31 protein-coding genes, 1 tRNA gene and 1 pseudogene are annotated in these 22,589 nt (G+C 50.1%); 11 read left to right on the forward strand and 22 right to left on the reverse strand.

Annotated elements, in window-relative coordinates; genetic code table 11:
- Positions 1 to 31 precede the first annotated feature (31 nt).
- The 15 genes from ACLJPE_RS20415 to ACLJPE_RS20485 all read right to left on the reverse strand — a co-directional run bounded on the left by ACLJPE_RS20415 (position 32) and on the right by ACLJPE_RS20485 (position 8,795).
- A complete protein-coding gene (locus tag ACLJPE_RS20415) occupies positions 32 to 1,084 on the reverse strand; it encodes a DNA-methyltransferase (protein ID WP_048348970.1) in 1,053 nt (350 codons plus the stop codon).
- 149 nt (positions 1,085 to 1,233) lie between these two features.
- The gene (locus tag ACLJPE_RS20420) at positions 1,234 to 1,548 is read right to left on the reverse strand and encodes a hypothetical protein (RefSeq protein ID WP_093931636.1); all 315 of its coding nucleotides are present in this window, start codon (positions 1,546 to 1,548) and stop codon (positions 1,234 to 1,236) included.
- Positions 1,549 to 1,677: 129 nt separating this feature from the next.
- Entirely contained in the window at positions 1,678 to 2,430 is a 753-nt protein-coding gene (locus tag ACLJPE_RS20425) for an antitermination protein (protein ID WP_015967852.1), read from the reverse strand.
- A 13-nt stretch (positions 2,431 to 2,443) separates the two neighbouring features.
- On the reverse strand, positions 2,444 to 3,433 hold the full coding sequence (locus ACLJPE_RS20430) for a DUF968 domain-containing protein (protein WP_001439745.1): 990 nt from the start codon (positions 3,431 to 3,433) through the stop codon (positions 2,444 to 2,446).
- Positions 3,434 to 3,440: 7 nt separating this feature from the next.
- Positions 3,441 to 4,250: a KilA-N domain-containing protein gene (locus ACLJPE_RS20435; protein ID WP_023352899.1), complete on the reverse strand. Its 810-nt coding sequence runs from the start codon at positions 4,248 to 4,250 to the stop codon at positions 3,441 to 3,443.
- A 19-nt stretch (positions 4,251 to 4,269) separates the two neighbouring features.
- Complete coding sequence (locus ACLJPE_RS20440; protein ID WP_021512743.1) at positions 4,270 to 4,659, reverse strand: RusA family crossover junction endodeoxyribonuclease; 390 nt, start codon at positions 4,657 to 4,659, stop codon at positions 4,270 to 4,272.
- Positions 4,656 to 4,982: a LexA family transcriptional regulator gene (locus ACLJPE_RS20445; protein WP_048348968.1), complete on the reverse strand. Its 327-nt coding sequence runs from the start codon at positions 4,980 to 4,982 to the stop codon at positions 4,656 to 4,658. Before ACLJPE_RS20445 ends, ACLJPE_RS20440 begins: the two co-directional genes overlap by 4 nt.
- Positions 4,979 to 5,632: a phage N-6-adenine-methyltransferase gene (locus tag ACLJPE_RS20450; protein ID WP_001343335.1), complete on the reverse strand. Its 654-nt coding sequence runs from the start codon at positions 5,630 to 5,632 to the stop codon at positions 4,979 to 4,981. Before ACLJPE_RS20450 ends, ACLJPE_RS20445 begins: the two co-directional genes overlap by 4 nt.
- On the reverse strand, positions 5,632 to 6,126 hold the full coding sequence (locus ACLJPE_RS20455; protein WP_072129969.1) for a PerC family transcriptional regulator: 495 nt from the start codon (positions 6,124 to 6,126) through the stop codon (positions 5,632 to 5,634). Before ACLJPE_RS20455 ends, ACLJPE_RS20450 begins: the two co-directional genes overlap by 1 nt.
- Positions 6,123 to 6,941 (reverse strand): helix-turn-helix domain-containing protein, encoded by an 819-nt coding sequence (locus ACLJPE_RS20460; RefSeq protein ID WP_001677149.1) that lies wholly within the window; start codon positions 6,939 to 6,941, stop codon positions 6,123 to 6,125. Before ACLJPE_RS20460 ends, ACLJPE_RS20455 begins: the two co-directional genes overlap by 4 nt.
- Positions 6,938 to 7,174: a hypothetical protein gene (locus ACLJPE_RS20465; protein ID WP_000933941.1), complete on the reverse strand. Its 237-nt coding sequence runs from the start codon at positions 7,172 to 7,174 to the stop codon at positions 6,938 to 6,940. The genes ACLJPE_RS20460 and ACLJPE_RS20465 overlap by 4 nt, the downstream gene beginning before the upstream one ends.
- A complete protein-coding gene (locus tag ACLJPE_RS20470; protein ID WP_001440428.1) occupies positions 7,167 to 7,712 on the reverse strand; it encodes an ash family protein in 546 nt (181 codons plus the stop codon). The genes ACLJPE_RS20465 and ACLJPE_RS20470 overlap by 8 nt, the downstream gene beginning before the upstream one ends.
- On the reverse strand, positions 7,675 to 7,854 hold the full coding sequence (locus tag ACLJPE_RS20475; RefSeq protein WP_001341559.1) for a DUF4222 domain-containing protein: 180 nt from the start codon (positions 7,852 to 7,854) through the stop codon (positions 7,675 to 7,677). Before ACLJPE_RS20475 ends, ACLJPE_RS20470 begins: the two co-directional genes overlap by 38 nt.
- 145 nt (positions 7,855 to 7,999) lie before the next feature.
- The gene (gene ymfL / locus ACLJPE_RS20480; RefSeq protein ID WP_000515860.1) at positions 8,000 to 8,551 is read right to left on the reverse strand and encodes a protein YmfL; all 552 of its coding nucleotides are present in this window, start codon (positions 8,549 to 8,551) and stop codon (positions 8,000 to 8,002) included.
- A gap of 43 nt (positions 8,552 to 8,594) precedes the next feature.
- A complete protein-coding gene (locus ACLJPE_RS20485; RefSeq protein WP_000649477.1) occupies positions 8,595 to 8,795 on the reverse strand; it encodes a YdaS family helix-turn-helix protein in 201 nt (66 codons plus the stop codon).
- Between the two features lie 90 nt (positions 8,796 to 8,885).
- Here ACLJPE_RS20485 and ACLJPE_RS20490 point away from each other — a divergent pair, with 90 nt between their 5' ends.
- Complete coding sequence (locus ACLJPE_RS20490) at positions 8,886 to 9,560, forward strand: LexA family protein (protein WP_000859462.1); 675 nt, start codon at positions 8,886 to 8,888, stop codon at positions 9,558 to 9,560.
- A gap of 412 nt (positions 9,561 to 9,972) precedes the next feature.
- On the opposite strand, the gene ACLJPE_RS20495 is transcribed toward ACLJPE_RS20490, so the two are convergent.
- Entirely contained in the window at positions 9,973 to 10,164 is a 192-nt protein-coding gene (locus ACLJPE_RS20495; RefSeq protein WP_000159356.1) for a hypothetical protein, read from the reverse strand.
- A 113-nt stretch (positions 10,165 to 10,277) separates the two neighbouring features.
- On the opposite strand from ACLJPE_RS20495, the pseudogene ACLJPE_RS20500 reads away from it, so the two are divergent.
- The 8 genes and pseudogenes from ACLJPE_RS20500 to ACLJPE_RS20535 all read left to right on the forward strand — a co-directional run bounded on the left by ACLJPE_RS20500 (position 10,278) and on the right by ACLJPE_RS20535 (position 14,567).
- Positions 10,278 to 10,588: pseudogene (locus ACLJPE_RS20500) on the forward strand (hypothetical protein).
- Between the two features lie 14 nt (positions 10,589 to 10,602).
- Entirely contained in the window at positions 10,603 to 10,965 is a 363-nt protein-coding gene (gene yfdP / locus ACLJPE_RS20505; protein WP_000135682.1) for a protein YfdP, read from the forward strand.
- 65 nt (positions 10,966 to 11,030) lie between these two features.
- Entirely contained in the window at positions 11,031 to 11,855 is an 825-nt protein-coding gene (locus tag ACLJPE_RS20510; RefSeq protein WP_000081309.1) for a YfdQ family protein, read from the forward strand.
- Between the two features lie 127 nt (positions 11,856 to 11,982).
- The gene (gene yfdR, locus ACLJPE_RS20515; protein WP_000008200.1) at positions 11,983 to 12,519 is read left to right on the forward strand and encodes a 5'-deoxynucleotidase; all 537 of its coding nucleotides are present in this window, start codon (positions 11,983 to 11,985) and stop codon (positions 12,517 to 12,519) included.
- Complete coding sequence (locus ACLJPE_RS20520) at positions 12,510 to 12,872, forward strand: phage protein (protein WP_001242749.1); 363 nt, start codon at positions 12,510 to 12,512, stop codon at positions 12,870 to 12,872. Before yfdR ends, ACLJPE_RS20520 begins: the two co-directional genes overlap by 10 nt.
- Positions 12,872 to 13,177, forward strand: a complete 306-nt coding sequence (gene yfdT / locus ACLJPE_RS20525) for a protein YfdT (protein WP_000206732.1) — start codon at positions 12,872 to 12,874, stop codon at positions 13,175 to 13,177. The genes ACLJPE_RS20520 and yfdT overlap by 1 nt, the downstream gene beginning before the upstream one ends.
- Positions 13,093 to 13,527 carry a helix-turn-helix domain-containing protein gene (locus ACLJPE_RS20530; protein WP_077941726.1) on the forward strand — a complete coding sequence of 145 codons (435 nt, stop codon included), beginning with the start codon at positions 13,093 to 13,095 and terminating at the stop codon, positions 13,525 to 13,527. Before yfdT ends, ACLJPE_RS20530 begins: the two co-directional genes overlap by 85 nt.
- Positions 13,449 to 14,567: a tyrosine-type recombinase/integrase gene (locus ACLJPE_RS20535; RefSeq protein ID WP_001132557.1), complete on the forward strand. Its 1,119-nt coding sequence runs from the start codon at positions 13,449 to 13,451 to the stop codon at positions 14,565 to 14,567. Before ACLJPE_RS20530 ends, ACLJPE_RS20535 begins: the two co-directional genes overlap by 79 nt.
- 14 nt (positions 14,568 to 14,581) lie before the next feature.
- Here the strand turns inward: ACLJPE_RS20535 and ACLJPE_RS20540 are convergent.
- From ACLJPE_RS20540 to proB, 3 genes are all read right to left on the reverse strand, one after another.
- Positions 14,582 to 14,657 (reverse strand) — tRNA-Thr (locus ACLJPE_RS20540).
- A 115-nt stretch (positions 14,658 to 14,772) separates the two neighbouring features.
- Entirely contained in the window at positions 14,773 to 16,023 is a 1,251-nt protein-coding gene (proA, locus tag ACLJPE_RS20545; protein ID WP_023136370.1) for a glutamate-5-semialdehyde dehydrogenase, read from the reverse strand.
- Between the two features lie 11 nt (positions 16,024 to 16,034).
- The gene (gene proB, locus ACLJPE_RS20550) at positions 16,035 to 17,138 is read right to left on the reverse strand and encodes a glutamate 5-kinase (RefSeq protein WP_001285275.1); all 1,104 of its coding nucleotides are present in this window, start codon (positions 17,136 to 17,138) and stop codon (positions 16,035 to 16,037) included.
- Positions 17,139 to 17,420: 282 nt separating this feature from the next.
- Between proB and phoE the strand changes: the two genes are divergently transcribed.
- Positions 17,421 to 18,473: a phosphoporin PhoE gene (gene phoE / locus ACLJPE_RS20555; protein ID WP_001043672.1), complete on the forward strand. Its 1,053-nt coding sequence runs from the start codon at positions 17,421 to 17,423 to the stop codon at positions 18,471 to 18,473.
- Positions 18,474 to 18,523: 50 nt separating this feature from the next.
- On the opposite strand, the gene crl is transcribed toward phoE, so the two are convergent.
- The 3 genes from crl to gpt all read right to left on the reverse strand — a co-directional run bounded on the left by crl (position 18,524) and on the right by gpt (position 20,774).
- Positions 18,524 to 18,925, reverse strand: coding sequence for a sigma factor-binding protein Crl (crl, locus tag ACLJPE_RS20560; RefSeq protein WP_039514468.1), 402 nt, complete (start codon positions 18,923 to 18,925; stop codon positions 18,524 to 18,526).
- 57 nt (positions 18,926 to 18,982) lie between these two features.
- A complete protein-coding gene (frsA, locus tag ACLJPE_RS20565) occupies positions 18,983 to 20,227 on the reverse strand; it encodes an esterase FrsA (protein WP_000189586.1) in 1,245 nt (414 codons plus the stop codon).
- A gap of 88 nt (positions 20,228 to 20,315) precedes the next feature.
- Complete coding sequence (gene gpt / locus ACLJPE_RS20570) at positions 20,316 to 20,774, reverse strand: xanthine phosphoribosyltransferase (protein ID WP_001292018.1); 459 nt, start codon at positions 20,772 to 20,774, stop codon at positions 20,316 to 20,318.
- A gap of 248 nt (positions 20,775 to 21,022) precedes the next feature.
- Between gpt and pepD the strand changes: the two genes are divergently transcribed.
- Positions 21,023 to 22,480, forward strand: a complete 1,458-nt coding sequence (gene pepD, locus ACLJPE_RS20575) for a cytosol nonspecific dipeptidase (RefSeq protein ID WP_001292981.1) — start codon at positions 21,023 to 21,025, stop codon at positions 22,478 to 22,480.
- Positions 22,481 to 22,589: the final 109 nt, after the last annotated feature.

Genomic DNA, 22,589 nt, shown 5'->3' on the forward strand with positions numbered 1-22,589 from the left:
ATAAAAAGGCCACGCAACGTGGCCACCAGAATTATTTCCCCACCAGTTCACTTACCTCTTTCACCGTCTGATTAAACCGCTCTGACTCAAGTTCAACACCTAACGCCCGACGCCCCAGCGCCATTGCTGCTTTTATTGTGGAACCGGATCCCATAAAGAAATCAGCAACCAGATCACCAGGTCGACTACTGGCATTGATTATTTGCCGGAGCATATCCGTCGGTTTCTCGCACGGATGTTTACCCGGATAGAACTGAACGGGCTTATGCGTCCAGACATCGGTATAAGGCACGGAGACTGATACGGAGAAATAGCGCCGGAGTGATTTAAACTCATCCAGCAATTCAGAATATTTGCGATTCAGTGAATCATAAGATGCCACCAGCTGGTGGTGTGGTTGTTCCAGTTGCTGTTCCTGAAACTTCTCTGCCGCTATACGGGAAAACAGTGCCTGTAACTTCCGGTAGTCAGCCTCATTCGGCAACTGCCACTGACTGGCACCAAACCAGTGGGAAACCATATTTTTCTTACCTGTGGCTTCGGCAATTTGTTTTGCCGTTATACCCAGTTCGGCACGAGCATTCCTGAAATACGATATCAGCGGTGCCATTATGTGCTGTTTGAGTTCCCTTTCTTTTGCCGCATAGCCGTCACTTTTGCCACGATATGGCCCATGGTAATGTTCAGCAAACAGAACGCGCTCTGTGGCAGGAAAATATGCACGCAGACTTTCTTTATTACACCCATTCCAACGTCCGGACGGCTTCGCCCAGATGATATGGTTAAGCACGTTGAAACGTTCACGCATCATGATCTCAATATCAGATGCCAGGCGATGTCCACAGAACAGGTAAAGGCTTCCGGCAGGTTTCAACACCCGCCAGAACTGGGCCAGACAGTGATCCAGCCACTTAAGGTAATCTTCGTCCCCTTTCCACTGATTGTCCCAACCGTTGGGTTTCACCTTGAAGTACGGCGGATCGGTAACAATCAGGTCAATGGAATCATCAGGCAGGGACTGAATAAAATGCAGGCAATCAGCGTTGATTAAATCAACACTGTTTATTTTTACAGTATTTTTCATGGATCAGTAAGCGTAACTCTGGTAGGCTCACTCTGCTTTTGCGCTAAAGCAGTGGGCCGTGGTTCGCTTGTGACCAGTAAGCATGAGCGAATGGCTGGCAGGTGCTACCAACACCCACCAGCCGCCCATTTTCACAAATTAAAAGTCCTTCATTGCTGAAGGCGTCTGTAACAGCCGAACTGGTAATCTGCCAGCCCCGCCATAACCAACTGGGTCAGTATTAACTGACAGCGTTCGCGTGAAAGATATGTGTTTTGTGCAATCTCCCCGACTGTTGCCGGTTCGATGCTTAATTCATTAAAAACAACTTTCGCCGTTTCTGTCATATCTTGCTGTTTTAGCATGCCTTTTTCCTTCTGGTTAACATGACATACCAATAACTCTTGTCTAAAAAGCCAGCAAGATAAAAAGTCAGTATTCACGACCACCAGCGTGTTTACCGTACTGCCAACATCAAGGCACAAAAAAACCCGCTCAGCGGCGGGTTCTTAAATCTTATCAACGGTAGACATACAAAGCCCATCGTTGGAAAAATCTTATCCATATTTTTTGAAAAATGCAAGCATTATGTCGCCATCTTCGGCGAAAATCATTTATCTCGTCACTTTTCTTAATTGCGCCTCAGCATATGCTTCTTCCTGCCAGCACTTTGTAACCAGTTTATCAATGACATCTGCATATCCTTTGTACCACTGATAATCTGTCAGGTCTGGTACCAGCTTCTGGACATGATGCCGCGCTAGTGTGGTTGGTAAACGGCTAAACCGGTTTCCATTGCAACGCCCACAAATCTTATAAACAGGTGTGCCATGAAGCCGGGTCCTTTTTTCATCCAGGACAATACCTTTACCCTTACACCCTCTGCACGCTGTGCTGACTTCTCCCTTACCATGACAATGCTGACATAGTTCCTTCACCCACTCTTCCTTGATAACAGATTCCCCGCTTCTGGAGTGTTTCACCACTTCGCGCAATACATTATGAAATCCAGTACCAGCACAATGCTCACAGCGAGCCTTACTTGCCGCAGACCTGGAATAATCAGCAAAGGCAAAATTCACAAGGTAAGGGATGATCTGTAACCGGGTTTCTTCACTCAATTTGTTCAATGTCGGGTTATCCAGTGCCATCGCGTAATTGAGCAGACCTTCAATCGCAAATTGAGGATCCTGAACACCAACTTTTGCCAGGAATAAGGCAAACCCAAGCGGTGCTTTCGACTGCACCATCCCCTGCGCAGCCATCACATCCGTAATCGTTAAACCACCTGAGCCTGTCGCCGGTGCGTCATCGCTCAATTTTGGAGATTTTGGGGAGTAATATTTTGGTAAGGCTTCAAGGTTCATGCTCGTTCTCCACTTACGCCAATACGCCAATTGCCAGCGCACGATCGATAAAACGAAATATCAGCTCCAGCTGAGAGCCATACTTTTCTTCAAATGCCACGGTATCCGCATGCAGCTCGTCGTGATGCTTTCTGCACAAAGGCAACACAAAGAGGTCATGCGCTTTTGTACCCATTCCACCCTGACCGTGGCCTATCAGGTGGTGGGGATCATCAGCAGGCTTTCCACAACATGCACACGGCTGTGTCTTAACCCAGCGCGTGTACTTTTCATTAACCCAGCGGCGGCGTTTTGGGCGTAACATAAAAGACTCCGGCGACTCCGGATCCACTTTCAGCGCCAGCACCTTTTTCGCTTTATCCTGGATGATGCTGGTGGCAGGAACCGAAGGCACAAGGTCACTTTCCCGGGTGACAGACGGCACAACAGGTTTCGGTAATCTCAGCGCCTTACGGGCTGCGCTTTCAGGTAAGGCATCCGCAAGGTCATTACGAATCAGCCACCAGCACAGTTCCGGCATTGTCACGGCATGGTTATCATCAAAACCGAGATCCCGACGGACTACAGACAACACCCAGCGGGCACAGTTATCCGTTGCCATTGATTCCAGCCGTTCCGTGAACTGATCGCGCAGCTGGTTATCGCAGTGCCAGCACAGACGGATTGCGCCCGGAGCGTGTCGCATTGTGGTCATGTTCTCGCTGTGCCAGTCGGAATGAGGCCACTGGCAGCCTTTTTCACGAAGTAACCAGCTTTCAAGACATTCCACGCCACCAGCACGACGGATCACTGCCTCATTGCGGAACACGGCCCGAACGGCAGGATCATCCGCCAGCGGTTGTGATGCCGCCGGAACGGCACCACTGGCGAAAGATGAATAACGTTCTGGCTCAGGCTCCAGCAGGACACGCCCCTGCATAAACAGGGGCATCAGCTCTGAACCTGGCCTGAACAATACGATCCCCATACGCGGGGCAATTTCAGGGGTCAGTAGTGCTCTCACGGTCACCTCAATGAACGGTATCGAGCAGCTTTAACAGCTCAGGGAATCGGGATTCGAAGAAATGCGGCTGCGTCTCGCGCGGATTTGCGGGACTGGTGATGTTCTTGCCGAACATGCAGCCTTTCGCCGTCAGCGACCAGAATTTTTTGATGTTGTTAATCCCGGTACGGCTGTATCGTTCGCGCTGCTCGACGATCCCCAGCTTCACCATCTGGTGATATGCCTGATTAGCCGTCAGGCGGATACCATACTGTTTCAGCAGTGCACTCAGTGACAGTGTCGGGCGACTTGAGCCATCGTGTGCATCAGCAGGAGCATCAATGGCATAGCGCGGTGCCAGATTCGGTAAGCCAACAGCCTCCTGGAGTTTCTGACAGGCACCAAGCACTGAAGAGTTAGACAGGTTTAACTCCCGACGCATAAAGTCCAGCAGAATCACACCAGCCTGCATCTTGTCAGCAGCCTGTCCGGATAATTTTTCCGGTGCGCTGGTTACCATATCGAAAGTACGGATCACCTTCAGATGGAATGACGGGCTGATCCACATTGCATAGGCATACACCAGTTCCTTGCAGACATACGTTCCCCGTTCATTTCCCCCATGAATCACACTCACCGGGTCAACACCCAAATTCTGGGTGTTGGTCAATTCATGAACAAGCTCAACAGTCTGTTGGCTGGAAAGAAACTTTCCTGGCTCCTTGGTTCTGGCATTTGCACCAGATGCTACTGCTGCGCGATGCAGATCGTTCAGGCTGTAACGCCCATAAGCATCACGACGAACTTCAATACCATCAATGACCATCAGATTATTCATACTTCGTTTCTCCTCTTGATCAGGCGGCTGCACCCGCCGTTTTCTCGTACTTACTGATAGTGATCTCGACCTTCCCTTCCGGGATAACCGGTCCCCACTCCACCAGCATTCTTTTCACCTGACTGTCGTCTTCCCACACCCCCGCGTGGGTCAGGGCGTCAAACAGCGCCTTGTTATAGTTGTCCAGATCGCGGATCCGGTTATCCGGAGGAAATAACACGATCTCCACTGAAGCAGGTGCCGACGTTGGTTTCGGCAGACGACGTAACTGCTCAACTATTGCTGCACACGCCGCGCTCTGGAATTTGCGCCCCGCCGCGCTTATCAGGCTCTTACCAGAAAATGCCCCTTTGTTGGGGTGTCGCCAGTACGTGTTCACGCTGGGCGGGAAAGGCAGGATTAGCTTCATACTTTCAGGCCTCTCTCATGTAACCAGTGGGCTGCACGCAACCTGGCGTTCTCCTCACCGGAAAGCAGTGCGCGGATGATACCGACCGCCTCGCTGTCGTCGTCCTTCACCGCGGTATGAAGCGTGATCCCCCGGGCCACGCCACGCTTTATCGTGATGACGCCTTTTTTCTCCAGTGCGCGAAGATGCTCCACCGCTGCATTCACTGAACGGTATCCCAGCATGGTTGCCACCTCCTGATTGGTTGGCGGGAAGCCACGTTCTTTCTGGTAAGAAATCAGCATATCCAGCACCTGCTGCTGGCATTGAGTTAACGTCGTCATGCCGCCATCTCCCTGACCAGTTTTTCCGCCTGCTGGCGAACCTGCGCCAGAAACGCCTCACCACATGCCTCAAGTTCATCGCGCCCGATGTAGCTGATTGCCGGTCCCTTCCAGGTCTTGTCAAAAACAGCAATAGCACCAGCGAAAAAAGCTCCTGTCGGCACCTGCTTCTCGTCCTTCGGGATAAACCAGGCAGGCAGTTCAAAACCAATACGCCCGCGAATAAAAGCAATATGGTCCGCATCTTCCGGCCACCACACTTCGCTGGTGGCAGCTTTGATCAGGAAAACATAGCGCCCGCCCTTATCACGCATGGCACTGGCATGTTTCATGATGTAACGCATGCCGGTGATGTATTGCCCTTCATGCTGACTGGCGCGGCTGTATGGAGGATTACCAAAGGCAGCACCTTTAAGCTCCGCAAGGCGTTCTGACCAGTCATGCGCCAGCGCGTTGTCTTCCGCCGTGTAATACGCGGCACATTTGGCGTTATCACCGTCAGTGAACAGATCCAGAACAAACGGGCCAAACAGGGTGTTAATTCCCCAGAAAATGTTGTCCGGCGTGCGCCACTGATCACCCACTTCCTTCAGTTCATGGGCTGGTTTGTTCCGCAGTTCCACCAGCTCCTGGCAATATTTATTACTCATTAAGCCCCCACGTAATTCCCTGACAGATACCACTCATCACCCGATACAGCTCGCTTGCTGCTTTTCCGTAAGCACTGCTCACGACGCGCCAGAAAATTGTTTCGTTCTGGCTGGGAGTGGCTTTCTCGGAATGCCGCCATCCACACCGTTGCAGCACGACGGTATAACCCCCTGGACTCCAGCTCTTCAGCCTGGCGGGTCAGGCACAAAATCACCCGGGGATCGTTAGTGCCGACATAGAAATTGCGCACAGGTTTGGTTTCACGAACTGGTTGTGGTTCCGGCTCCTGCGCTCTCTCAGTCAGGCGTGGGAAATGTCTGCGTGTATCTCCTTCACAACGGTGAGCCACACGCCCACTCTGACGTAACTTGCTTGCTGACTGCAGAACGCGCTGCCGTGAGTAACCTGCAAAAGCATCCGCAATGTCTCCGGAAGTACACCCCGGATGGGCTTCAATGAATTTCTGAACTTCATTCAAAAGACTCATGATCACCCCCTGAATCCTGCCGGGATCTGGCTGTAGTCCACGTTGTCGTAACTGGCTTTGAAGTACGGGTCCTCACGTCTGGCTGCAGATACCGCAGGAACTTCCCAGGATTCTTCGAAATGACGATCCGGACCAAAGAACGTGACAGCCTGTTTCACAAATTGTGTGCCGCTGTTACCCATCGCAGATACCCAGCCCGCGTAGCGTTTCACACCTTCCAGCATGGTTTCGGGGTTTACTCCCTCATTCAAACGGGCTTTCCAGGCTTTGAAGGCTGCAGATTTTGAATTGCCACCAGCACGTTTGGGATATGCCAGCCATGCCTGCTCAAACTCCGGAGAGTATTCCGGTCGGTTTGAACGAACTCGCACGGACTCATCAACTGATGCACCAACAGCTATTGGTTCATTGACTGGTTCTTTGACTGGTTCAAAAGAGTGACTGGTTCTGGGTGAATCTCCTGCACTACCCCCTGGTGCAACTCCTGCACTACCTAGTGAATTTGCTGCACCAGATAGTGAATTATTTGCACTACCCCCTAGTGAATCTCCTGCACCATCCAGATGAAGGAGATAGATATTACTTGAGTTACCTTTTTCACCTTTCCGGGTGACTTTTTTTACCAGCCCGGACTCACAAAGGGCCGCAATATGATTCATCACAGAACGTTTGCTAATCTCGCACTGGTCAGCAATATGCTGGTAGCTGGGCCAGCACTCACCCTGATCGCTGGCATTATCAGCCAGCTTGATCAGAACCAGTTTTCGCAATGGATTACCCACTCGAATTTTCATCGCTTTAACCATCAGCTCCATACTCATGCTGCACCTCCGAGATGCTTCATGTTTTTTCCGGAGCAAAAGGCTATAAGCGGCATACTGATGCGGTAATTACGGCCCAGCGGTTCACAAATCACCTTCTGACATTCACGGTCAACCAGGCTAACACGTAGAACATGCCCTGCAGGCGTGGTGTACCACTGCCCAACTGTAGGAATTGATGTTTTTTTACGCTGAAGCAAACGGCAAATATTGAGGATCAACGGATTAAGCATGACGATGCCCTCCGCTGATATTCAGGAGACGGTGAATATGAAAATTAGCCTTATCCGCCAGACGAATACGTTCAGCCTGCAAGTTAAGAAGGGTTTCTACCAGAACTTGATGCGCCTGCGGATCCGAAAGAGTTACCTTGCGCAGAGCACGTAGTGCAGTTGTTACATAACTGAGTTTATGTAAGTCTTCATCATTCAGACGAGAGAGGGCTGGGACAGTAGCCATGATGGCAGCCTCCGTATGCAATGGATAACTTCCACCACCGGAAACGCCAATTTCGCTGGTGGTGAACTGAGCAGGGTTGGCGTAACCGGCGCATACGGAAACCGGCGCACCTTTCGGTGCCCCCACCCAGCCCACCATAATTTGGGTATAGCTGAGTTGTAGCAACAAAAAAGACGCTAACGCGCCAATTGTCGCCGTATGCAATTCCAGGACGCCAATCCCGACACCCGCTTTATAAGGTGCCTGAACAGTGTAACGTCCCGGAATGGCAGAATCAATGTGCTGGTGGTCCTTCACACTCAACAAAATCACGCCTGAATTTCCACAAAGGACTAAAGCACTCATGCGGGTAGTCTTTGCGAAGATAGATAACGCGCTGTGTTTCTGGCTCCCAACGAATAACATGGACATAAAGCCCTCTTCCGTCACGAAACCAGCGGTTAAGTTCCTGCACAACTCGCCCCCCACAGTCAGGTAAAGTTCTCTGTGGTTACTTACAGCCAGGTGATTTGGTAATCTGCATTCATGCCGTAACAACAGGTGTTCAGCGACGCTGACCACCAGCTGTTGCGACAAACGGTTATTTGCCGTTAAACTGTTCATGCGTTAGTTTCTCCACAGACACAAAACGCCACGACGCCCGGAGCTGCACACTCGCGGGCGTCACTCTTTTCTGGAGCGCAAAAGATTTTGTAGACCAGTGCTGCATGCTCCTGGAGCTTCGAAATTGACAGATACAACTCATCATTAATTGCTGTCTGCTCGTGTGGCTCCACTACCCCATCTTCGATTGCCGAACGAATCTGCTTTGAGTAACTCCCGATCTGTTCGATGACTTCCAGCAGGCGCTGGTTTATATCGGCGTTCTCTACTTCCTCAATTTCAGGAAGCGATACAAACACCCCACCAGCAGACTGTGCGACAGCATCCGCAATGTAGTGAGTGCCAGCCGCGCGCTGTAAAATCATTGCCCATCCCAGCGGGAAAATCTGATCGCCATCTGCACGAAGGCGGTTGAATAAAGCGTTCTCTGTTACATCCAGCCACTCAGCAGCTTCAGCGTAACCCCCCGGCAACGCCGCGATAGTTTTTCTGACAGCTTTCACGTACCACTCAGGCTGTTTTTCTACTTTCCAGTGATGCTTACCCACGGTTAGCCTCATCGTTCTGTGGTTAAAAATTGAAGATGTTCTGTTAATCTTTCGGATAGATATCCGGTCTTAAGTCAGATTTCGTAATTGCACCTGACGTGCATTGCTCAAGTTTTTTAGCCAGCACAAAACTGGCTTTTTTATAACCATTGAAAACCAGCCGTAAGTAGCCTGGTGTTGAGCCAACTTTTCCGGCCAACTCGCCCTGCTGTTCTTTGGTTAAAGAGTCCCAATACGCTTTCATACAATATGTACCTCCGATATACATATTACATGATTAGTATGAACCTTCAAGATACTTGTACCTTATCGGTACAAAGGTTTTAATTTCTTTATGAAAACAGTCCATGACATCCGGCGGTCTAACGCCAGAAAACTGAGAGATGGTGTTGGCGGGAATTCTTCCTTTGCCACCATGATTGATCGCGAGCCAACCCAGACCAGCAGGTTTATGGGAGATGGTGCTACTAAAAATATCGGTGACAGCATGGCACGGCACATCGAAAAATGTTTCGACCTGCCTGTCGGATGGCTCGATCAAGAACACCAGACAACGAACATCACAAAAAAACCTGATGTTTCAATCACTAATAAACAAATCACATTAGTCCCTGTCATATCATGGGTACAGGCCGGAGCATGGAAAGAAGTTGGATATTCTGAGGTTGATTTGAGCACAGCAGAAACGTATCCCTGCCCTGTACCCTGTGGGGAAATGACTTATATCTTGCGGGTGATAGGTGATTCAATGATTGATGAGTACCGCCCAGGAGACATGATTTTTGTAGATCCTGAAGTCCCTGCCTGCCACGGTGACGACGTTATTGCATTGATGCACGATACAGGTGAAACCACCTTCAAAAGGTTGATAGAAGATGGGACACAGCGTTATCTCAAAGCGTTAAACCCAAACTGGCCTGAGCCTTACATTAAGATCAACGGTAATTGCTCTATAATTGGTACAGTGATTTTCTCAGGAAAACCAAGAAGATACAAAATCAAAGCCTAATCAATGTTTATGAACCTGCTTCGGCAGGTTTTTTTATACTTGACAATGTACCTTTGAGATACATAATGTACCCAAGCGAAACAACGAACAGGCAGGACGCCCACGAAGTAGCCGCCTGGGGCATATGAAGTCCAGGATGATTCGTTGAGTCATGTTGTGCCACTAGGCACTCATGTTAAAGCAGGTGTATGAAATGAAAGTCCAGATTTTAAACAATAACTGTGAAGTCGTTTGGGCGTAAAACATGACCGCGCGTAGACCAAGGGAGGAAAAATTGGGAATAGTTAGAAATCAAGCAGATATATTGAAAATCAGCTCTGAATTGCTTGGAGTTTTGAAAAGTGAGCTCACCGCACATGGCATCGAGCCCACTGACGAAAATTTAAGTTGGGTTTTGTCGATTATTCAACAATCACTCAAGCCCAGCCTCAGCAAACTTTTTATCGAGTAGTGCTTCGAACTTATCGTAAAGCTTGCTTATGTCGTCTATCGGGTTTTCTGACGTACTGTAATTTTTATCTGATGTCATGGCAGCAGTCTGATATGCAGTGTGTGTCTTAACCGATAGTTGGAATAAATAAAGAATTTTTTCTTCTTTGGTCATAACTATTTCCTTCTTGGCTATATGAAAACACCAAGATACCACCGAGCCTGAAGTGGTGAAAAGACAGGCACATAACAGCTAAGTATTTTCAACCAGAGAGAATCCTTAGCGTTGTGGTGAATGCGGCTCAGCGCACGCGGGTTAAGGTTGAGGCTGACAGTCGACCTTCTGTGGATACCCACCCGCCTGGTGTGCAACCTTCGCCAGGCACCGGGAGGCACCCGGCACCACAACTTTATGCTGTGTGTAGTCCTCGCGGTACCAGTTTGTACACTTGCTTCCGGCTGGTATCGCTCTTTTTACAAAACAGAGAAGAACATCACCGGACGACGGGCTCATAACCCAATCCATCCGGGCGGCAGTCACCGCAGGTGTTCTTCTCTGTTTTGTGGAGAAACCAACCGACCTTGCAGGGTCGATATGATGAGGAGCAGCAAAATGGCTAGCGAACGCAGTACTGATGTGCAGGCATTTATCGGGGAGCTGGACGGCGGCGTATTTGAAACCAAAATCGGCGCAGTTCTCAGTGAAGTCGCTTCCGGTGTGATGAACACGAAAACCAAAGGTAAGGTCTCACTCAACCTGGAAATCGAACCATTTGATGAGAACCGTGTGAAAATCAAACACAAACTCTCATATGTTCGCCCGACTAACCGCGGGAAAATTTCCGAAGAAGACACCACCGAAACGCCGATGTATGTCAATCGCGGTGGTCGCCTGACTATTCTGCAGGAAGACCAGGGACAGTTACTGACTCTTGCCGGTGAACCTGACGGAAAACTCCGCGCAGCAGGTCGTTAATATCGTTTTTAATTAACTGATTATTTATCTCATCACTGAATATCTTTATATAGTGAGGACTTATTATGTCTCAGAACTTAGACGCAACCGCAATTAATCAAATCCATGCCCTTATTTCTGCTCAGGGTGTTAATGAAATTATCAGTAAGATTGGTGCCGATGCTGTGGCATTGCCTGAGAATTTTCGCATTCATGATCTGGAAAAATTTAATTTAAATCGCTTCCGTTTCCGTGGTGCGCTTTCCACTACCAGCATCGATGACTTTACCCGTTATTCTAAAGATCTTGCAGATGAAGGCACCCGCTGCTTTATCGATGCTGATAATATGCGTGCCGTCAGTGTGCTTAACCTGGGTACTATTGATGAACCAGGTCACGCAGATAACACCGCCACACTCAAACTGAAAAAGACAGCACCGTTCTCTGCTCTGTTGTCTGTTAACGGCGAGCGTAACTCCCAGAAGTCACTGGCAGAATGGATTGAAGACTGGGCCGACTATCTTGTGGGCTTTGATGCTAATGGTGACGCTATTCAGGCAACAAAAGCGGCTGCGGCTGTCCGTAAAATCACGATTGAAGCAAACCAGACCGCTGATTTTGAAGATAATGACTTCAGCGGCAAACGCTCCCTGATGGAGTCTGTCGAAGCGAAGACCAAAGACATTATGCCAGTGGCATTTGAATTTAAATGCGTTCCGTTTGAAGGTCTGAAAGAACGTCCGTTTAAATTACGCCTCAGTATTATCACTGGCGATCGTCCTGTACTGGTTCTGCGCATTATTCAGCTGGAGGCGGTGCAGGAAGAAATGGCTAACGAATTTCGTGATCTGCTTGTTGAGAAATTCAAGGACAGCAAAGTAGAAACCTTTATTGGTACTTTCACCGCCTGATTTCATTACTGCAAATGCCCCTGCGGGGGCATTTATGGAAACGTAATTTACTCAATAATCGCCGGATGGTGAGGGATTCTTTTTACCAGAATTCAGCGCGGTGCAGCGCATATACGTGGAGAACAAAATGTCATTTATTAAAACTTTTTCCGGGAAGCATTTTTATTATGACAGGATAAATAAAGACGACATCGATATTAACGATATCGCGGTTTCCCTTTCAAATATCTGTCGCTTTGCCGGTCATCTTTCGCACTTCTACAGCGTCGCCCAACATGCGGTTCTTTGCAGCCAGTTGGTGCCGCAGGAATTTGCTTTTGAAGCGTTAATGCATGATGCAACAGAAGCGTATTGCCAGGACATTCCCGCACCACTGAAACGCCTTCTTCCTGACTATAAACAAATGGAAGAAAAAATAGACGCCGTAATCCGTGAGAAATACGGGTTACCCCCAGTTATGAGTACGCCCGTGAAATATGCCGATCTCATCATGCTGGCAACCGAACGCCGCGATCTCGGGCTTGATGATGGCTCTTTCTGGCCTGTACTGGAAGGTATCCCGGCAACAGAGATGTTCAACGTGATTCCACTGGCACCGGGCCATGCCTACGGGATGTTTATGGAACGCTTTAACGAGTTATCGGAGTTACGCAAATGCGCATGAATGTTTTCGAAATGGAAGGGTTTCTTCGTGGGAGATGTGTACCGCGAGATCTGAAAGTAAATGAAACAGATGCTGAATACCTGGTGCGTAAATTCGATGCGCTTGAAGCTAAATGTGCAGCACAGGAAAACAAAGTAATACCAGTGTCAACTGAACTGCCACCAGCAAATGAAAGTGTTTTGTTATTCGATGCTAACGGAGAAGGCTGGCTAATTGGCTGGCGTTCTCTCTGGTACACCTGGGGACAAAAAGAAACCGGAGAATGGCAGTGGACATTTCAGGTCGGGGACCTTGAAAACGTCAATATCACTCACTGGGCAGTAATGCCAAAAGCACCGGAGGCTGGAGCATAATGACCACTTTTACCGACAAAGAACTGATTAAAGAAATTAAAGAGCGTATCAGCAGCCTTGACGTGCGAGACGATATTGAGCGCCGTGCTTATGAAATCGCACTCCTATCTCTGGAAGTAGAACCAGATGAACGCGAAGCTTATGAATTATTCATGGAAAAGCGTTTTGGTGACTTAGTAGATCGTCGGAGAGCAAAAAACGGCGATAACGAATACATGGCATGGGATATGACTCTCGGTTGGATCGTCTGGCAGCAACGAGCTGGTATCCATTTCTCAACAATGTCACAGCAAGAGGTGAAATAATGGAGCCATACAGCCTCACACTCGATGAGGCCTGTCATTTTCTCAAGATATCCAGACCGACTGCCATTAACTGGATACGCACAGGGCGTCTTCAGGCAACACGCAAAGATCCCACTAAGAATAAATCTCCTTACCTCACAACACGACAAGCCTGCATTGCGGCTCTTCAGTCTCCGCTGCATACTGTCCAGGTGAGCGCGGGTGATGGCATAACAGAGGAAAGAAAATGTCACTCTTCCGCAGAGGTGAAATATGGTACGCCAGTTTCACATTGCCGAACGGTAAAAGATTTAAACAGTCTCTTGGAACAAAGGACAAAAGGCAGGCGACAGAACTCCATGACAAGCTAAAGGCTGAAGCATGGCGGGTCAGCAAACTTGGTGAAATACCTGATATAACGTTCGAGGAAGCGTGTGTCAGGTGGCTTGAAGAGAAAGCACATAAAAAATCACTGGACGATGACAAAAGCCGGATCGGATTCTGGCTTCAACATTTCGCAGGAATGCAACTAAGAGACATTACTGAATCAAAAATTTATTCAGCAATGCAAAAAATGACGAACCGGCGTCATGAGGAAAACTGGAAACTCAGGGCAGAAGCATGCAGAAAAAAAGGGAAACCTGTTCCAGAATACACGCCAAAACCAGCGTCCGTTGCAACGAAGGCTACGCATCTTTCATTTATAAAGGCCCTACTAAGAGCCGCAGAGCGTGAATGGAAAATGCTGGATAAGGCACCAATTATTAAAGTGCCTCAACCAAAGAATAAACGGATCCGCTGGCTGGAGCCCCATGAAGCACAAAGGCTGATTGATGAATGTCCGGAGCCATTAAAGTCTGTTGTTGAATTTGCACTGGCAACAGGCTTAAGACGCTCGAACATCATCAACCTTGAATGGCAACAAATAGATATGCAGCGCCGGGTGGCATGGATAAACCCGGAAGAGAGTAAATCAAACCGCGCAATTGGCGTTGCGCTGAATGATACTGCATGTCGCGTATTGAAAAAACAAATCGGGAATCATCACCGTTGGGTATTTGTGTACAAGGAAAGCTGTACCAAACCAGACGGAACGAAAGCGCCAACAGTAAGGAAGATGCGGTATGACGCAAACACAGCCTGGAAAGCGGCGCTGAGACGGGCTGGTATTGATGATTTCAGATTTCACGACTTGAGACACACCTGGGCAAGTTGGCTGGTTCAAGCCGGAGTCCCGTTGTCAGTGTTACAGGAAATGGGAGGCTGGGAGTCTATCGAAATGGTTCGTCGATATGCTCACCTTGCACCTAATCACCTTACCGAACACGCACGGCAAATAGACTCGATCCTGAACCCATCGGTCCCAAATTTGTCCCAGTCAAAAAATAAGGAAGGTACTAATGATGTGTAACTTATTGATTTTAATGGTGCCGATAATAGGAGTCGAACCTACGACCTTCGCATTACGAATGCGCTGCTCTACCAACTGAGCTATATCGGCCCTGAGAAGGGTGTGTTCACACGGGTGAATCACGGGGTAGAAGGTTAAAACTAACCGGGCGGTGCGTCAATAGCCTTGCTACTCAACCGGCTATTTTTGCACCGCTCGACATTAATTACGCACGAATCGTACCATCGCCAAAGCCTATCCACTTATAGGTGGTAAGCGCTTCAAGCCCCATCGGACCGCGGGCATGTAATTTCTGCGTGCTGACCGCCACTTCTGCGCCAAGCCCAAACTGCCCGCCGTCGGTAAAACGGGTAGAGGCGTTGACATAAACCGCAGCGGAATCCACTTCGTTCACGAAACGCGCAGCATTATGCATATCACACGTCAAAATGGCATCGGAGTGCTGAGTACCATGTTCGCGAATGTGGGCGATAGCGCCATCCATATTTTCGACCATCACAACGTTCAGATCCAGAGACAGAAACTCGTTATCCAGCTCTTCCGGTTTCAGCGGCACCAGTTTGGCAGGGCCATGCAGTGCCTGCATGACGGTTTCATCCCCATGCAACGTTACGCCGCTCTCCGCCATCTGCTTGCTCAGCGCAGGCAAAAAGCGTTCTGCGATGTCCTGATGCACCAGCAAGGTTTCCACCGTGTTACAGGTACTCGGGCGCTGGGTTTTGGCGTTGACGATAATCTTCAGCGCCGGGGCGATGTCTGCGCTGCTATCGACAAAAATATGGCACACGCCAATCCCGCCGGTAATCACCGGAATGGTGGATTGCTCGCGGCACAGTTTATGCAAGCCTGCGCCGCCGCGCGGGATCAGCATATCGATGTACTTATCCATACGCAGCATTTCATTGACCAGCGAACGATCCGGATTATCAATCGCCTGAACCGCTGCCTCCGGTAAACCGCAAGCTTTCAGCGCCTTCTGAATGACACGAACGGTTGCGGCATTCGTGCGATGCGTCTCTTTCCCACCGCGTAGAATCACCGCATTACCGGTTTTCAGACACAAAGAAGCCACATCAACGGTAACGTTCGGACGCGCCTCATAGATAACGCCAACCACGCCCAACGGCACGCGGCGGCGCTCCAGACGCAGGCCGCTGTCCAGCAGACCGCCGTCGATCACCTGCCCGACCGGGTCGGCGAGATTACAGACCTGGCGCACATCGTCAGCAATCGCTTTCAGACGCGCAGGGGTCAGCGCCAGGCGGTCCAGCATCGCTTCGCTCAGGCCGTTGGCTCGCGCCTGCTCAACATCTTGTACGTTCGCGCTGAGGATACTTTCCATTTGCGCTTCCAGTTCATCGGCTATTTTTTCCAGCACGCGATTTTTTTCGCAGCTGGAGAGCAGCGCCAGCTTATACGACGCCGCTTTAGCAGCAATGCCCATTTGTTCCAGCATATGCCTGTTCCTTATCGAGTAATCATGTCATCACGATGAACAGCGACCGGGCCATATTCATAGCCCAGAATCGCATCGATTTGTTGAGAGTGGTGGCCGGCTATCCGCCGCAGAGCATCACTGTTATAACGGCTGACGCCATGAGCGATATCACGCCCTTGCAGGTTACAAATTCTGATGACCTCCCCCCGCGAGAAATTGCCCGTCACGCTTTTGATGCCTTTTGGCAGAAGTGAACTGCCACGTTCCAGCATTGCCGCGGTCGCGCCTTCATCAACCGTAATTTCACCTGCCGGCGGCGCGCCGAAGATCCAACGTTTGCGGTTCTCCAGCGGCGAGGCTTGCGCATGAAAACGGGTGCCGACGGAAATCCCCTCCATCACATCGCCGATCACGCCCGGTTTACTGCCTGAGGCAATAATCGTATCAATACCCGCGCGACAGGCCACGTCTGCCGCCTGAAGCTTAGTGCTCATACCACCGGTTCCCAGCCCGGAAACGCTGTCTCCCGCGATAGAGCGCAGCGCATCGTCAACGCCATACACATCTTTGATAAGCTCCGCCTGCGGATTGCTACGCGGATCGGCGGTAAATAATCCTTGCTGATCGGTCAGCAGCAGCAGTTTATCCGCGCCTGCCAGGATCGCCGCCAGCGCGGAGAGGTTATCGTTATCGCCCACTTTAATTTCCGCTGTCGCAACGGCATCATTTTCATTGATAACCGGCACAATATGGTTATCCAGTAATGCACGCAGCGTATCGCGGGCGTTCAGAAAGCGCTCTCTGTCTTCCATATCCGCACGCGTCAACAGCATCTGCCCGATATGGATACCGTAAATTGAAAACAACTGCTCCCACAGTTGAATCAGACGGCTTTGCCCTACCGCCGCCAGAAGCTGTTTAGAGGCGATCGTTGCCGGCAGTTCCGGGTAGCCGAGATGTTCACGTCCGGCGGCAATCGCGCCAGAGGTAACAATAACAATACGATGTCCCGCGGCGTGTAGCTGCGCGCACTGGCGGACAAGTTCTACGATATGGGCACGGTTCAGGCGGCGCGATCCGCCTGTTAGCACGCTGGTGCCGAGTTTTACGACCAGCGTCTGGCTGTCACTCATGATTCTCTGCCGTTCAAAATAAGAAATAAAGACCAAATGAACGTTTTAGCAGGACTGGCTCCGGTTGCCAACAACCTGTACGCGTAGCGTGAAATTTTGTTGCGCAGGATCAGCAAGCGTAGCGGCAGAATTTGACCATTTTATTACCGCAACAATTAAACATATTTTTTTAAAAAAATTCTCACTTTGTCATAAATCTTTCATTACCGAACGTTAAAAACCTTCCTGTTTTTTACCGGGTCTCCCGACAAATCATAGCGCGTAATTAAAACAGGAATGGAAATGAATAAGAGCACTCTGGCAATAGTGGTGAGTATCATCGCATCAGCATCTGTTCACGCCGCCGAGGTTTACAATAAAAACGGTAATAAGCTTGATGTGTATGGAAAAGTTAAAGCCATGCACTATATGAGCGATTATGACAGCAAAGATGGCGATCAAAGCTACGTTCGTTTTGGTTTTAAAGGCGAAACGCAAATTAACGATCAATTGACCGGCTACGGGCGCTGGGAAGCTGAGTTTGCCGGTAATAAAGCCGAAAGTGATTCGTCCCAGCAAAAAACCCGCCTGGCCTTTGCAGGCCTGAAATTAAAAGATATTGGTTCTTTTGACTATGGACGTAACCTGGGCGCGCTGTACGATGTTGAGGCCTGGACGGATATGTTTCCCGAATTCGGCGGCGACTCTTCCGCCCAGACCGATAATTTTATGACTAAACGCGCCAGCGGGCTGGCGACTTACCGCAATACCGATTTCTTCGGCATCGTTGATGGACTGGATCTTACCTTACAGTATCAGGGGAAAAACGAAAATCGCGATGTGAAAAAGCAAAACGGCGACGGCTTCGGCACATCCGTGAGCTATGATTTCGGCGGCAGCGATTTTGCCGTCAGCGGCGCTTATACTCTCTCCGATCGCACCAGGGAGCAAAATCTGCAGCGCCGCGGTACGGGCGATAAAGCCGAAGCCTGGGCTACGGGTGTAAAGTATGACGCGAATGATATTTATATTGCGACCTTCTATTCAGAAACCCGCAACATGACGCCAGTTTCCGGCGGATTTGCCAATAAAACCCAAAACTTCGAAGCAGTTATCCAGTATCAGTTTGATTTTGGTCTGCGTCCGTCATTAGGCTATGTGCTGTCAAAAGGCAAAGATATTGAGGGCGTCGGCAGTGAGGATTTGGTGAATTACATTGACGTGGGCGCAACCTATTACTTCAACAAAAATATGTCCGCGTTTGTAGATTACAAAATCAATCAGCTTGATAGCGATAACACGTTAGGCATTAATGACGATGATATTGTGGCAATAGGGTTGACCTACCAGTTCTGATAAGTCGCATTGTGCCTGATGGCGCTACGCCATCAGGCATGGCAGCAGGGTTATGCCAACAGTTTTACCGGCTCGTCGTTGAAATCGTCAGACGGCTCCAACGCCAGCTCCATAGAAATCAGCAGGTCGCGTAGCTTTTCATGAAACTCGCGTAGCGTGTATTCCAGTCGCTCCACCACTTCGGTTTCGTTAATCGGCACTGCGGTCCAGTTGCCCTCTTTATCAAACAAACCAAACTGATAACGATAAGTGAAGCGTTTCTCTTGTGCTTCCAGCTCCATCCACCAGCCCCAAAATTCACGCTTCTCTGGCGCGGGCTTCACGTTGACGCAAACTGCCAGGCAATCGAAAAAAAAACGATTGTCTTCACACTGCCCTTCCCGGATATAGGGGCCAAGCGCGGTAAATTTCTTGATCAATCTACTTTTCGGGTGTCCACTCGGTAACGTCATTGCGATCTCCTTTAATGAAGCAACTGTTTTACCAAATCAATAGAATTTATCAATCTATTAACACAATCTATGATTAATCCAGTCGGTAATTTCTTGCAGCGCGTGGTCAAAATTGCGGTACACCGGGTTAAAAGGGATCTCTATCAGCTTACCGTCTGAAGATGATGTTGTAATTAAGCGAGACTCTTCTTCCGGGCTGAAGGGATCGTTTTTCCAGAAGCCGGAAAGCATTGGCGTAGGACAACGTCTGCCCAGTAGCCCCTGTACTTTCAACGAATAGCGATTGAGCTCCACACGTAGCGCCTCATCCGAAGCATCATGCATACCCAGACGGCTGGCCAGAACATCCAGATACATCTCCGGCACCGTGCTCTGTCGTTGCGGATCGCTAAGTAGCGCATGGACCACCGGCCCCAGGCAAGCCACCGCTTTCAAACGCGGCGCTTCCAGATAGGCCAGACGCACCGCAACGTTGGCGCCAAAACGGAAACCAAACGCCGCAACACGGGTATGATCCACCCAGGGGACATTAGGAAGCGCTTTTAACACATGCTGGTGGAGCAAGCTGGAATCCTGGGTTAATTTCCACTTTGATGAAAATCCAACCGAAGGCATATCAAGCGTTAACATCGCGATACCGCGCGGCGCGAAATAGCGTTCATACAGGGTGTAATAGTCGGTTTGCATGGCGTCCAGGCCGCCGCACATGAGCACCGTCGGAAACGGACCATCCCCTTTCGGCATATGTAAAAACGCGGTGACAGGCGAACCGCCAGGAACGGCAAATTCCATTTCACGTAACGAGCCGGGCAACCGCTGCGCGGCCTCTTCATAGGCGCGATTCGCCAGCGCCTGCGCCTGCTCCGCCAGCTCATCGCCCTTCAAATGCGGGTAGGCGGCAATGTTATAGAGCGTTGAGGCATGAAGCCAGTAGCGTCCGCTGCGCATGGCGTCCTGTTCCTGACAGGCTTTCTGCTGCCAGTCCATCGCCTGCTTTGCCCACTCATAAATCCAGTTGCCGCCGCGGTAACCGATGACCGTATCGTATAAATCATCATCCGTTCGCTCTGCGTCGCTCATCACAATGCGCGCCTGCACATCAAGGATTTCTCGTGGGTCAACGCCGCGCCAAATCCACATCAGGCGGTTTATCATGCGATACCAGTGCGGAACGTTCTTACCGTCCAGCGCGGATTGCATGGGCGGCTGCGACCCACGATTGAACCGACGGACAAGGGTAGACGTTTCAGTATGTTTAAAGCGGGGTTTGAACAGGGTTTCGCTGAGGTTAGCCTGTGTCATTCGTGCAGCCTCCTTGGATACTCATAGAGGCTTATTGTAACCAATAAAACAGCGCCCGGCATTGCCGGGCGCTCTGAAAAACTGCTGATTAACGACCTGAAATCGGCGGTACAAATACCACACCCATATCCCAGGGCTGCTCAATCCAGGTGTTCTGAGGAATATCAATAACATAATCATCAACCAGCGGACGGCCCGCCGGTTTAGCGAAAATCGTGACGAAATGCGCTTTAGGGTACATTTCGCGAATCGCGACGGCGGTGCCGCCGGTATCGACCAGATCGTCGATGACGATAAAGCCTTCGCCGTCGCCTTCTGCACGTTTCAGCACTTTCAGTTCGCGCTGGTTATCGTGATCGTAGCTGGAGATGCATACGGTATCGACATGACGAATGCCCAATTCACGCGCCAGTAGTGCGCCCGGTACAAGGCCGCCACGACTTACGGCAATAATGCCTTTCCATTGTTCTGAAGGCATGAGGCGGCTCGCCAGTTTGCGTGCGTGAATCTGCAACATGTCCCAGGTGACGACGTATTTTTCGCTCATGTGAAGTGTCCCAGCCTGTTTATCTACGGCTTAAAAAGTGTTCGAGGGGGAAATAGTTGCGCGAGATTATAGAGACCTGACGCGCTAAAAACCAGTGTTTAGCGGAATCCACGCCTCTTTTTGTATGCTTTATACTACCCGCAGGCGGAGAAAGTGGTATTCTCAGTCGCATCTCGTAAGAGTTATCAATTCCGCTAACCCTGTGGCCTGTAAGAACGTTTTTCAGACCACCGCCAAGGAGACTTATCGTGTCTGAACTGTCTCAGTTATCACCACAACCTTTGTGGGATATTTTTGCCAAAATCTGTTCTATTCCTCACCCGTCCTATCACGAAGAGCAACTCGCGGAACATATTGTGAGTTGGGCCAAAGAGAAAGGCCTTTACGTGGATCGCGACCAGGTCGGTAATATTCTGATCCGTAAGCCCGCCACTGCAGGTATGGAAAATCGCAAGCCGGTCGTTTTACAGGCGCATCTGGATATGGTGCCGCAAAAAAATAGCGACACCGTTCACGACTTCACTACAGATCCTATCCAGCCTTATATTGATGGCGAATGGGTTAAAGCGCGCGGTACTACGCTCGGCGCCGACAATGGTATTGGAATGGCTTCTGCGTTAGCGGTACTGGCTGATGATAATGTCGTCCATGGCCCGCTGGAAGTGCTGCTGACCATGACCGAAGAAGCCGGCATGGATGGCGCGTTCGGCCTCCAGTCCGGCTGGTTGCAGGCCGACATCCTGATCAACACCGACTCTGAAGAAGAAGGTGAGATCTATATGGGCTGCGCAGGCGGCATCGATTTTACCTCTAATCTGCCGTTGACCCGTGAAGCTGTACCCGCAGGATTTGCATGCTTTAAGCTAACCCTGAAAGGCCTGAAAGGCGGCCACTCCGGTGGTGAAATTCACCTCGGCCTTGGCAATGCCAACAAATTGCTGGCGCGTTTCCTGGCCGGGCACGCAGAAGAACTGGATCTGCGTCTGATCGATTTCAACGGCGGCACGCTGCGTAACGCGATTCCGCGCGAAGCGTTCGCTACCCTCGCCGTTTCCGCAAACAACGTAGGCGCTCTGAAAACATTAGTGAACGCTTACCAGGATATTCTGAAAAACGAACTGGCGGAAAAAGAGAAAAACCTGACGCTGCAACTCAATGAGGTTGCTAGTGATAAAGCCGCATTGACCGCGCCGTCACGCGATACCTTTGTGCGCCTGCTGAACGCAACGCCGAACGGCGTGATCCGCAATTCAGACGTGGCGAAAGGCGTAGTGGAAACATCGCTGAACGTTGGCGTGGTCACAATGTCTGATGCGAATGTCGAAATTCACTGCCTGATTCGCTCTCTTATCGACAGCGGTAAAGATTATGTGGTGAGTATGCTGGATTCGCTGGGCAAGCTGGCTGGCGCGAAAACCGAAGCAAAAGGCAGCTATCCTGGCTGGCAGCCCGATGCGAACTCGCCGGTCATGCACCTGGTGCGGGAAACCTATCAGCGTCTGTTCAACAAGACACCGAACATCCAGATTATCCACGCCGGCCTGGAATGCGGTCTGTTTAAGAAACCCTATCCGGATATGGATATGGTCTCTATTGGGCCTACCATTACCGGACCTCACTCTCCGGATGAGCAGGTACATATCGAAAGCGTCGGCCACTACTGGACTCTGCTGACCGAATTGCTGAAAGCGATTCCTGCGAAGTAAGAAAGCGCTAAAATGCCCGTCCCATTTCTGGACGGGCTATCAATATGGAATATCGGGTATCCATTGCCAGATAAGCTCTCCTGGATGCGCTGAATAGCGCTGCGGCTAC

It is taken from the genome of Salmonella sp. SAL04196 (assembly GCF_046550835.1).
In the GTDB taxonomy this organism is placed as follows: Bacteria; Pseudomonadota; Gammaproteobacteria; order Enterobacterales; family Enterobacteriaceae; genus Salmonella; species Salmonella enterica.

Coding starts and splice junctions, on each gene's coding strand:
- ACLJPE_RS20450 (WP_001343335.1), bottom strand. CDS start 5,632: ATGAGTAATAAATATTGCCAGGAGCTGGTGGAACTGCGGAACAAACCA.
- ACLJPE_RS20490 (WP_000859462.1), top strand. CDS start 8,886: ATGAAAACAGTCCATGACATCCGGCGGTCTAACGCCAGAAAACTGAGA.
- ACLJPE_RS20445 (WP_048348968.1), bottom strand. CDS start 4,982: ATGACGACGTTAACTCAATGCCAGCAGCAGGTGCTGGATATGCTGATT.
- ACLJPE_RS20520 (WP_001242749.1), top strand. CDS start 12,510: ATGCGCATGAATGTTTTCGAAATGGAAGGGTTTCTTCGTGGGAGATGT.
- ACLJPE_RS20495 (WP_000159356.1), bottom strand. CDS start 10,164: ATGACCAAAGAAGAAAAAATTCTTTATTTATTCCAACTATCGGTTAAG.
- ACLJPE_RS20425 (WP_015967852.1), bottom strand. CDS start 2,430: ATGAACCTTGAAGCCTTACCAAAATATTACTCCCCAAAATCTCCAAAA.
- ACLJPE_RS20485 (WP_000649477.1), bottom strand. CDS start 8,795: ATGAAAGCGTATTGGGACTCTTTAACCAAAGAACAGCAGGGCGAGTTG.
- phoE (WP_001043672.1), top strand. CDS start 17,421: ATGAATAAGAGCACTCTGGCAATAGTGGTGAGTATCATCGCATCAGCA.
- gpt (WP_001292018.1), bottom strand. CDS start 20,774: ATGAGCGAAAAATACGTCGTCACCTGGGACATGTTGCAGATTCACGCA.
- yfdT (WP_000206732.1), top strand. CDS start 12,872: ATGACCACTTTTACCGACAAAGAACTGATTAAAGAAATTAAAGAGCGT.
- ACLJPE_RS20465 (WP_000933941.1), bottom strand. CDS start 7,174: ATGCTTAATCCGTTGATCCTCAATATTTGCCGTTTGCTTCAGCGTAAA.
- ACLJPE_RS20510 (WP_000081309.1), top strand. CDS start 11,031: ATGTCTCAGAACTTAGACGCAACCGCAATTAATCAAATCCATGCCCTT.
- yfdP (WP_000135682.1), top strand. CDS start 10,603: ATGGCTAGCGAACGCAGTACTGATGTGCAGGCATTTATCGGGGAGCTG.
- ACLJPE_RS20530 (WP_077941726.1), top strand. CDS start 13,093: ATGGGATATGACTCTCGGTTGGATCGTCTGGCAGCAACGAGCTGGTAT.
- ACLJPE_RS20440 (WP_021512743.1), bottom strand. CDS start 4,659: ATGAAGCTAATCCTGCCTTTCCCGCCCAGCGTGAACACGTACTGGCGA.
- ACLJPE_RS20415 (WP_048348970.1), bottom strand. CDS start 1,084: ATGAAAAATACTGTAAAAATAAACAGTGTTGATTTAATCAACGCTGAT.
- proA (WP_023136370.1), bottom strand. CDS start 16,023: ATGCTGGAACAAATGGGCATTGCTGCTAAAGCGGCGTCGTATAAGCTG.
- yfdR (WP_000008200.1), top strand. CDS start 11,983: ATGTCATTTATTAAAACTTTTTCCGGGAAGCATTTTTATTATGACAGG.
- crl (WP_039514468.1), bottom strand. CDS start 18,925: ATGACGTTACCGAGTGGACACCCGAAAAGTAGATTGATCAAGAAATTT.
- frsA (WP_000189586.1), bottom strand. CDS start 20,227: ATGACACAGGCTAACCTCAGCGAAACCCTGTTCAAACCCCGCTTTAAA.
- ACLJPE_RS20435 (WP_023352899.1), bottom strand. CDS start 4,250: ATGAATAATCTGATGGTCATTGATGGTATTGAAGTTCGTCGTGATGCT.
- ACLJPE_RS20460 (WP_001677149.1), bottom strand. CDS start 6,941: ATGAGTATGGAGCTGATGGTTAAAGCGATGAAAATTCGAGTGGGTAAT.
- proB (WP_001285275.1), bottom strand. CDS start 17,138: ATGAGTGACAGCCAGACGCTGGTCGTAAAACTCGGCACCAGCGTGCTA.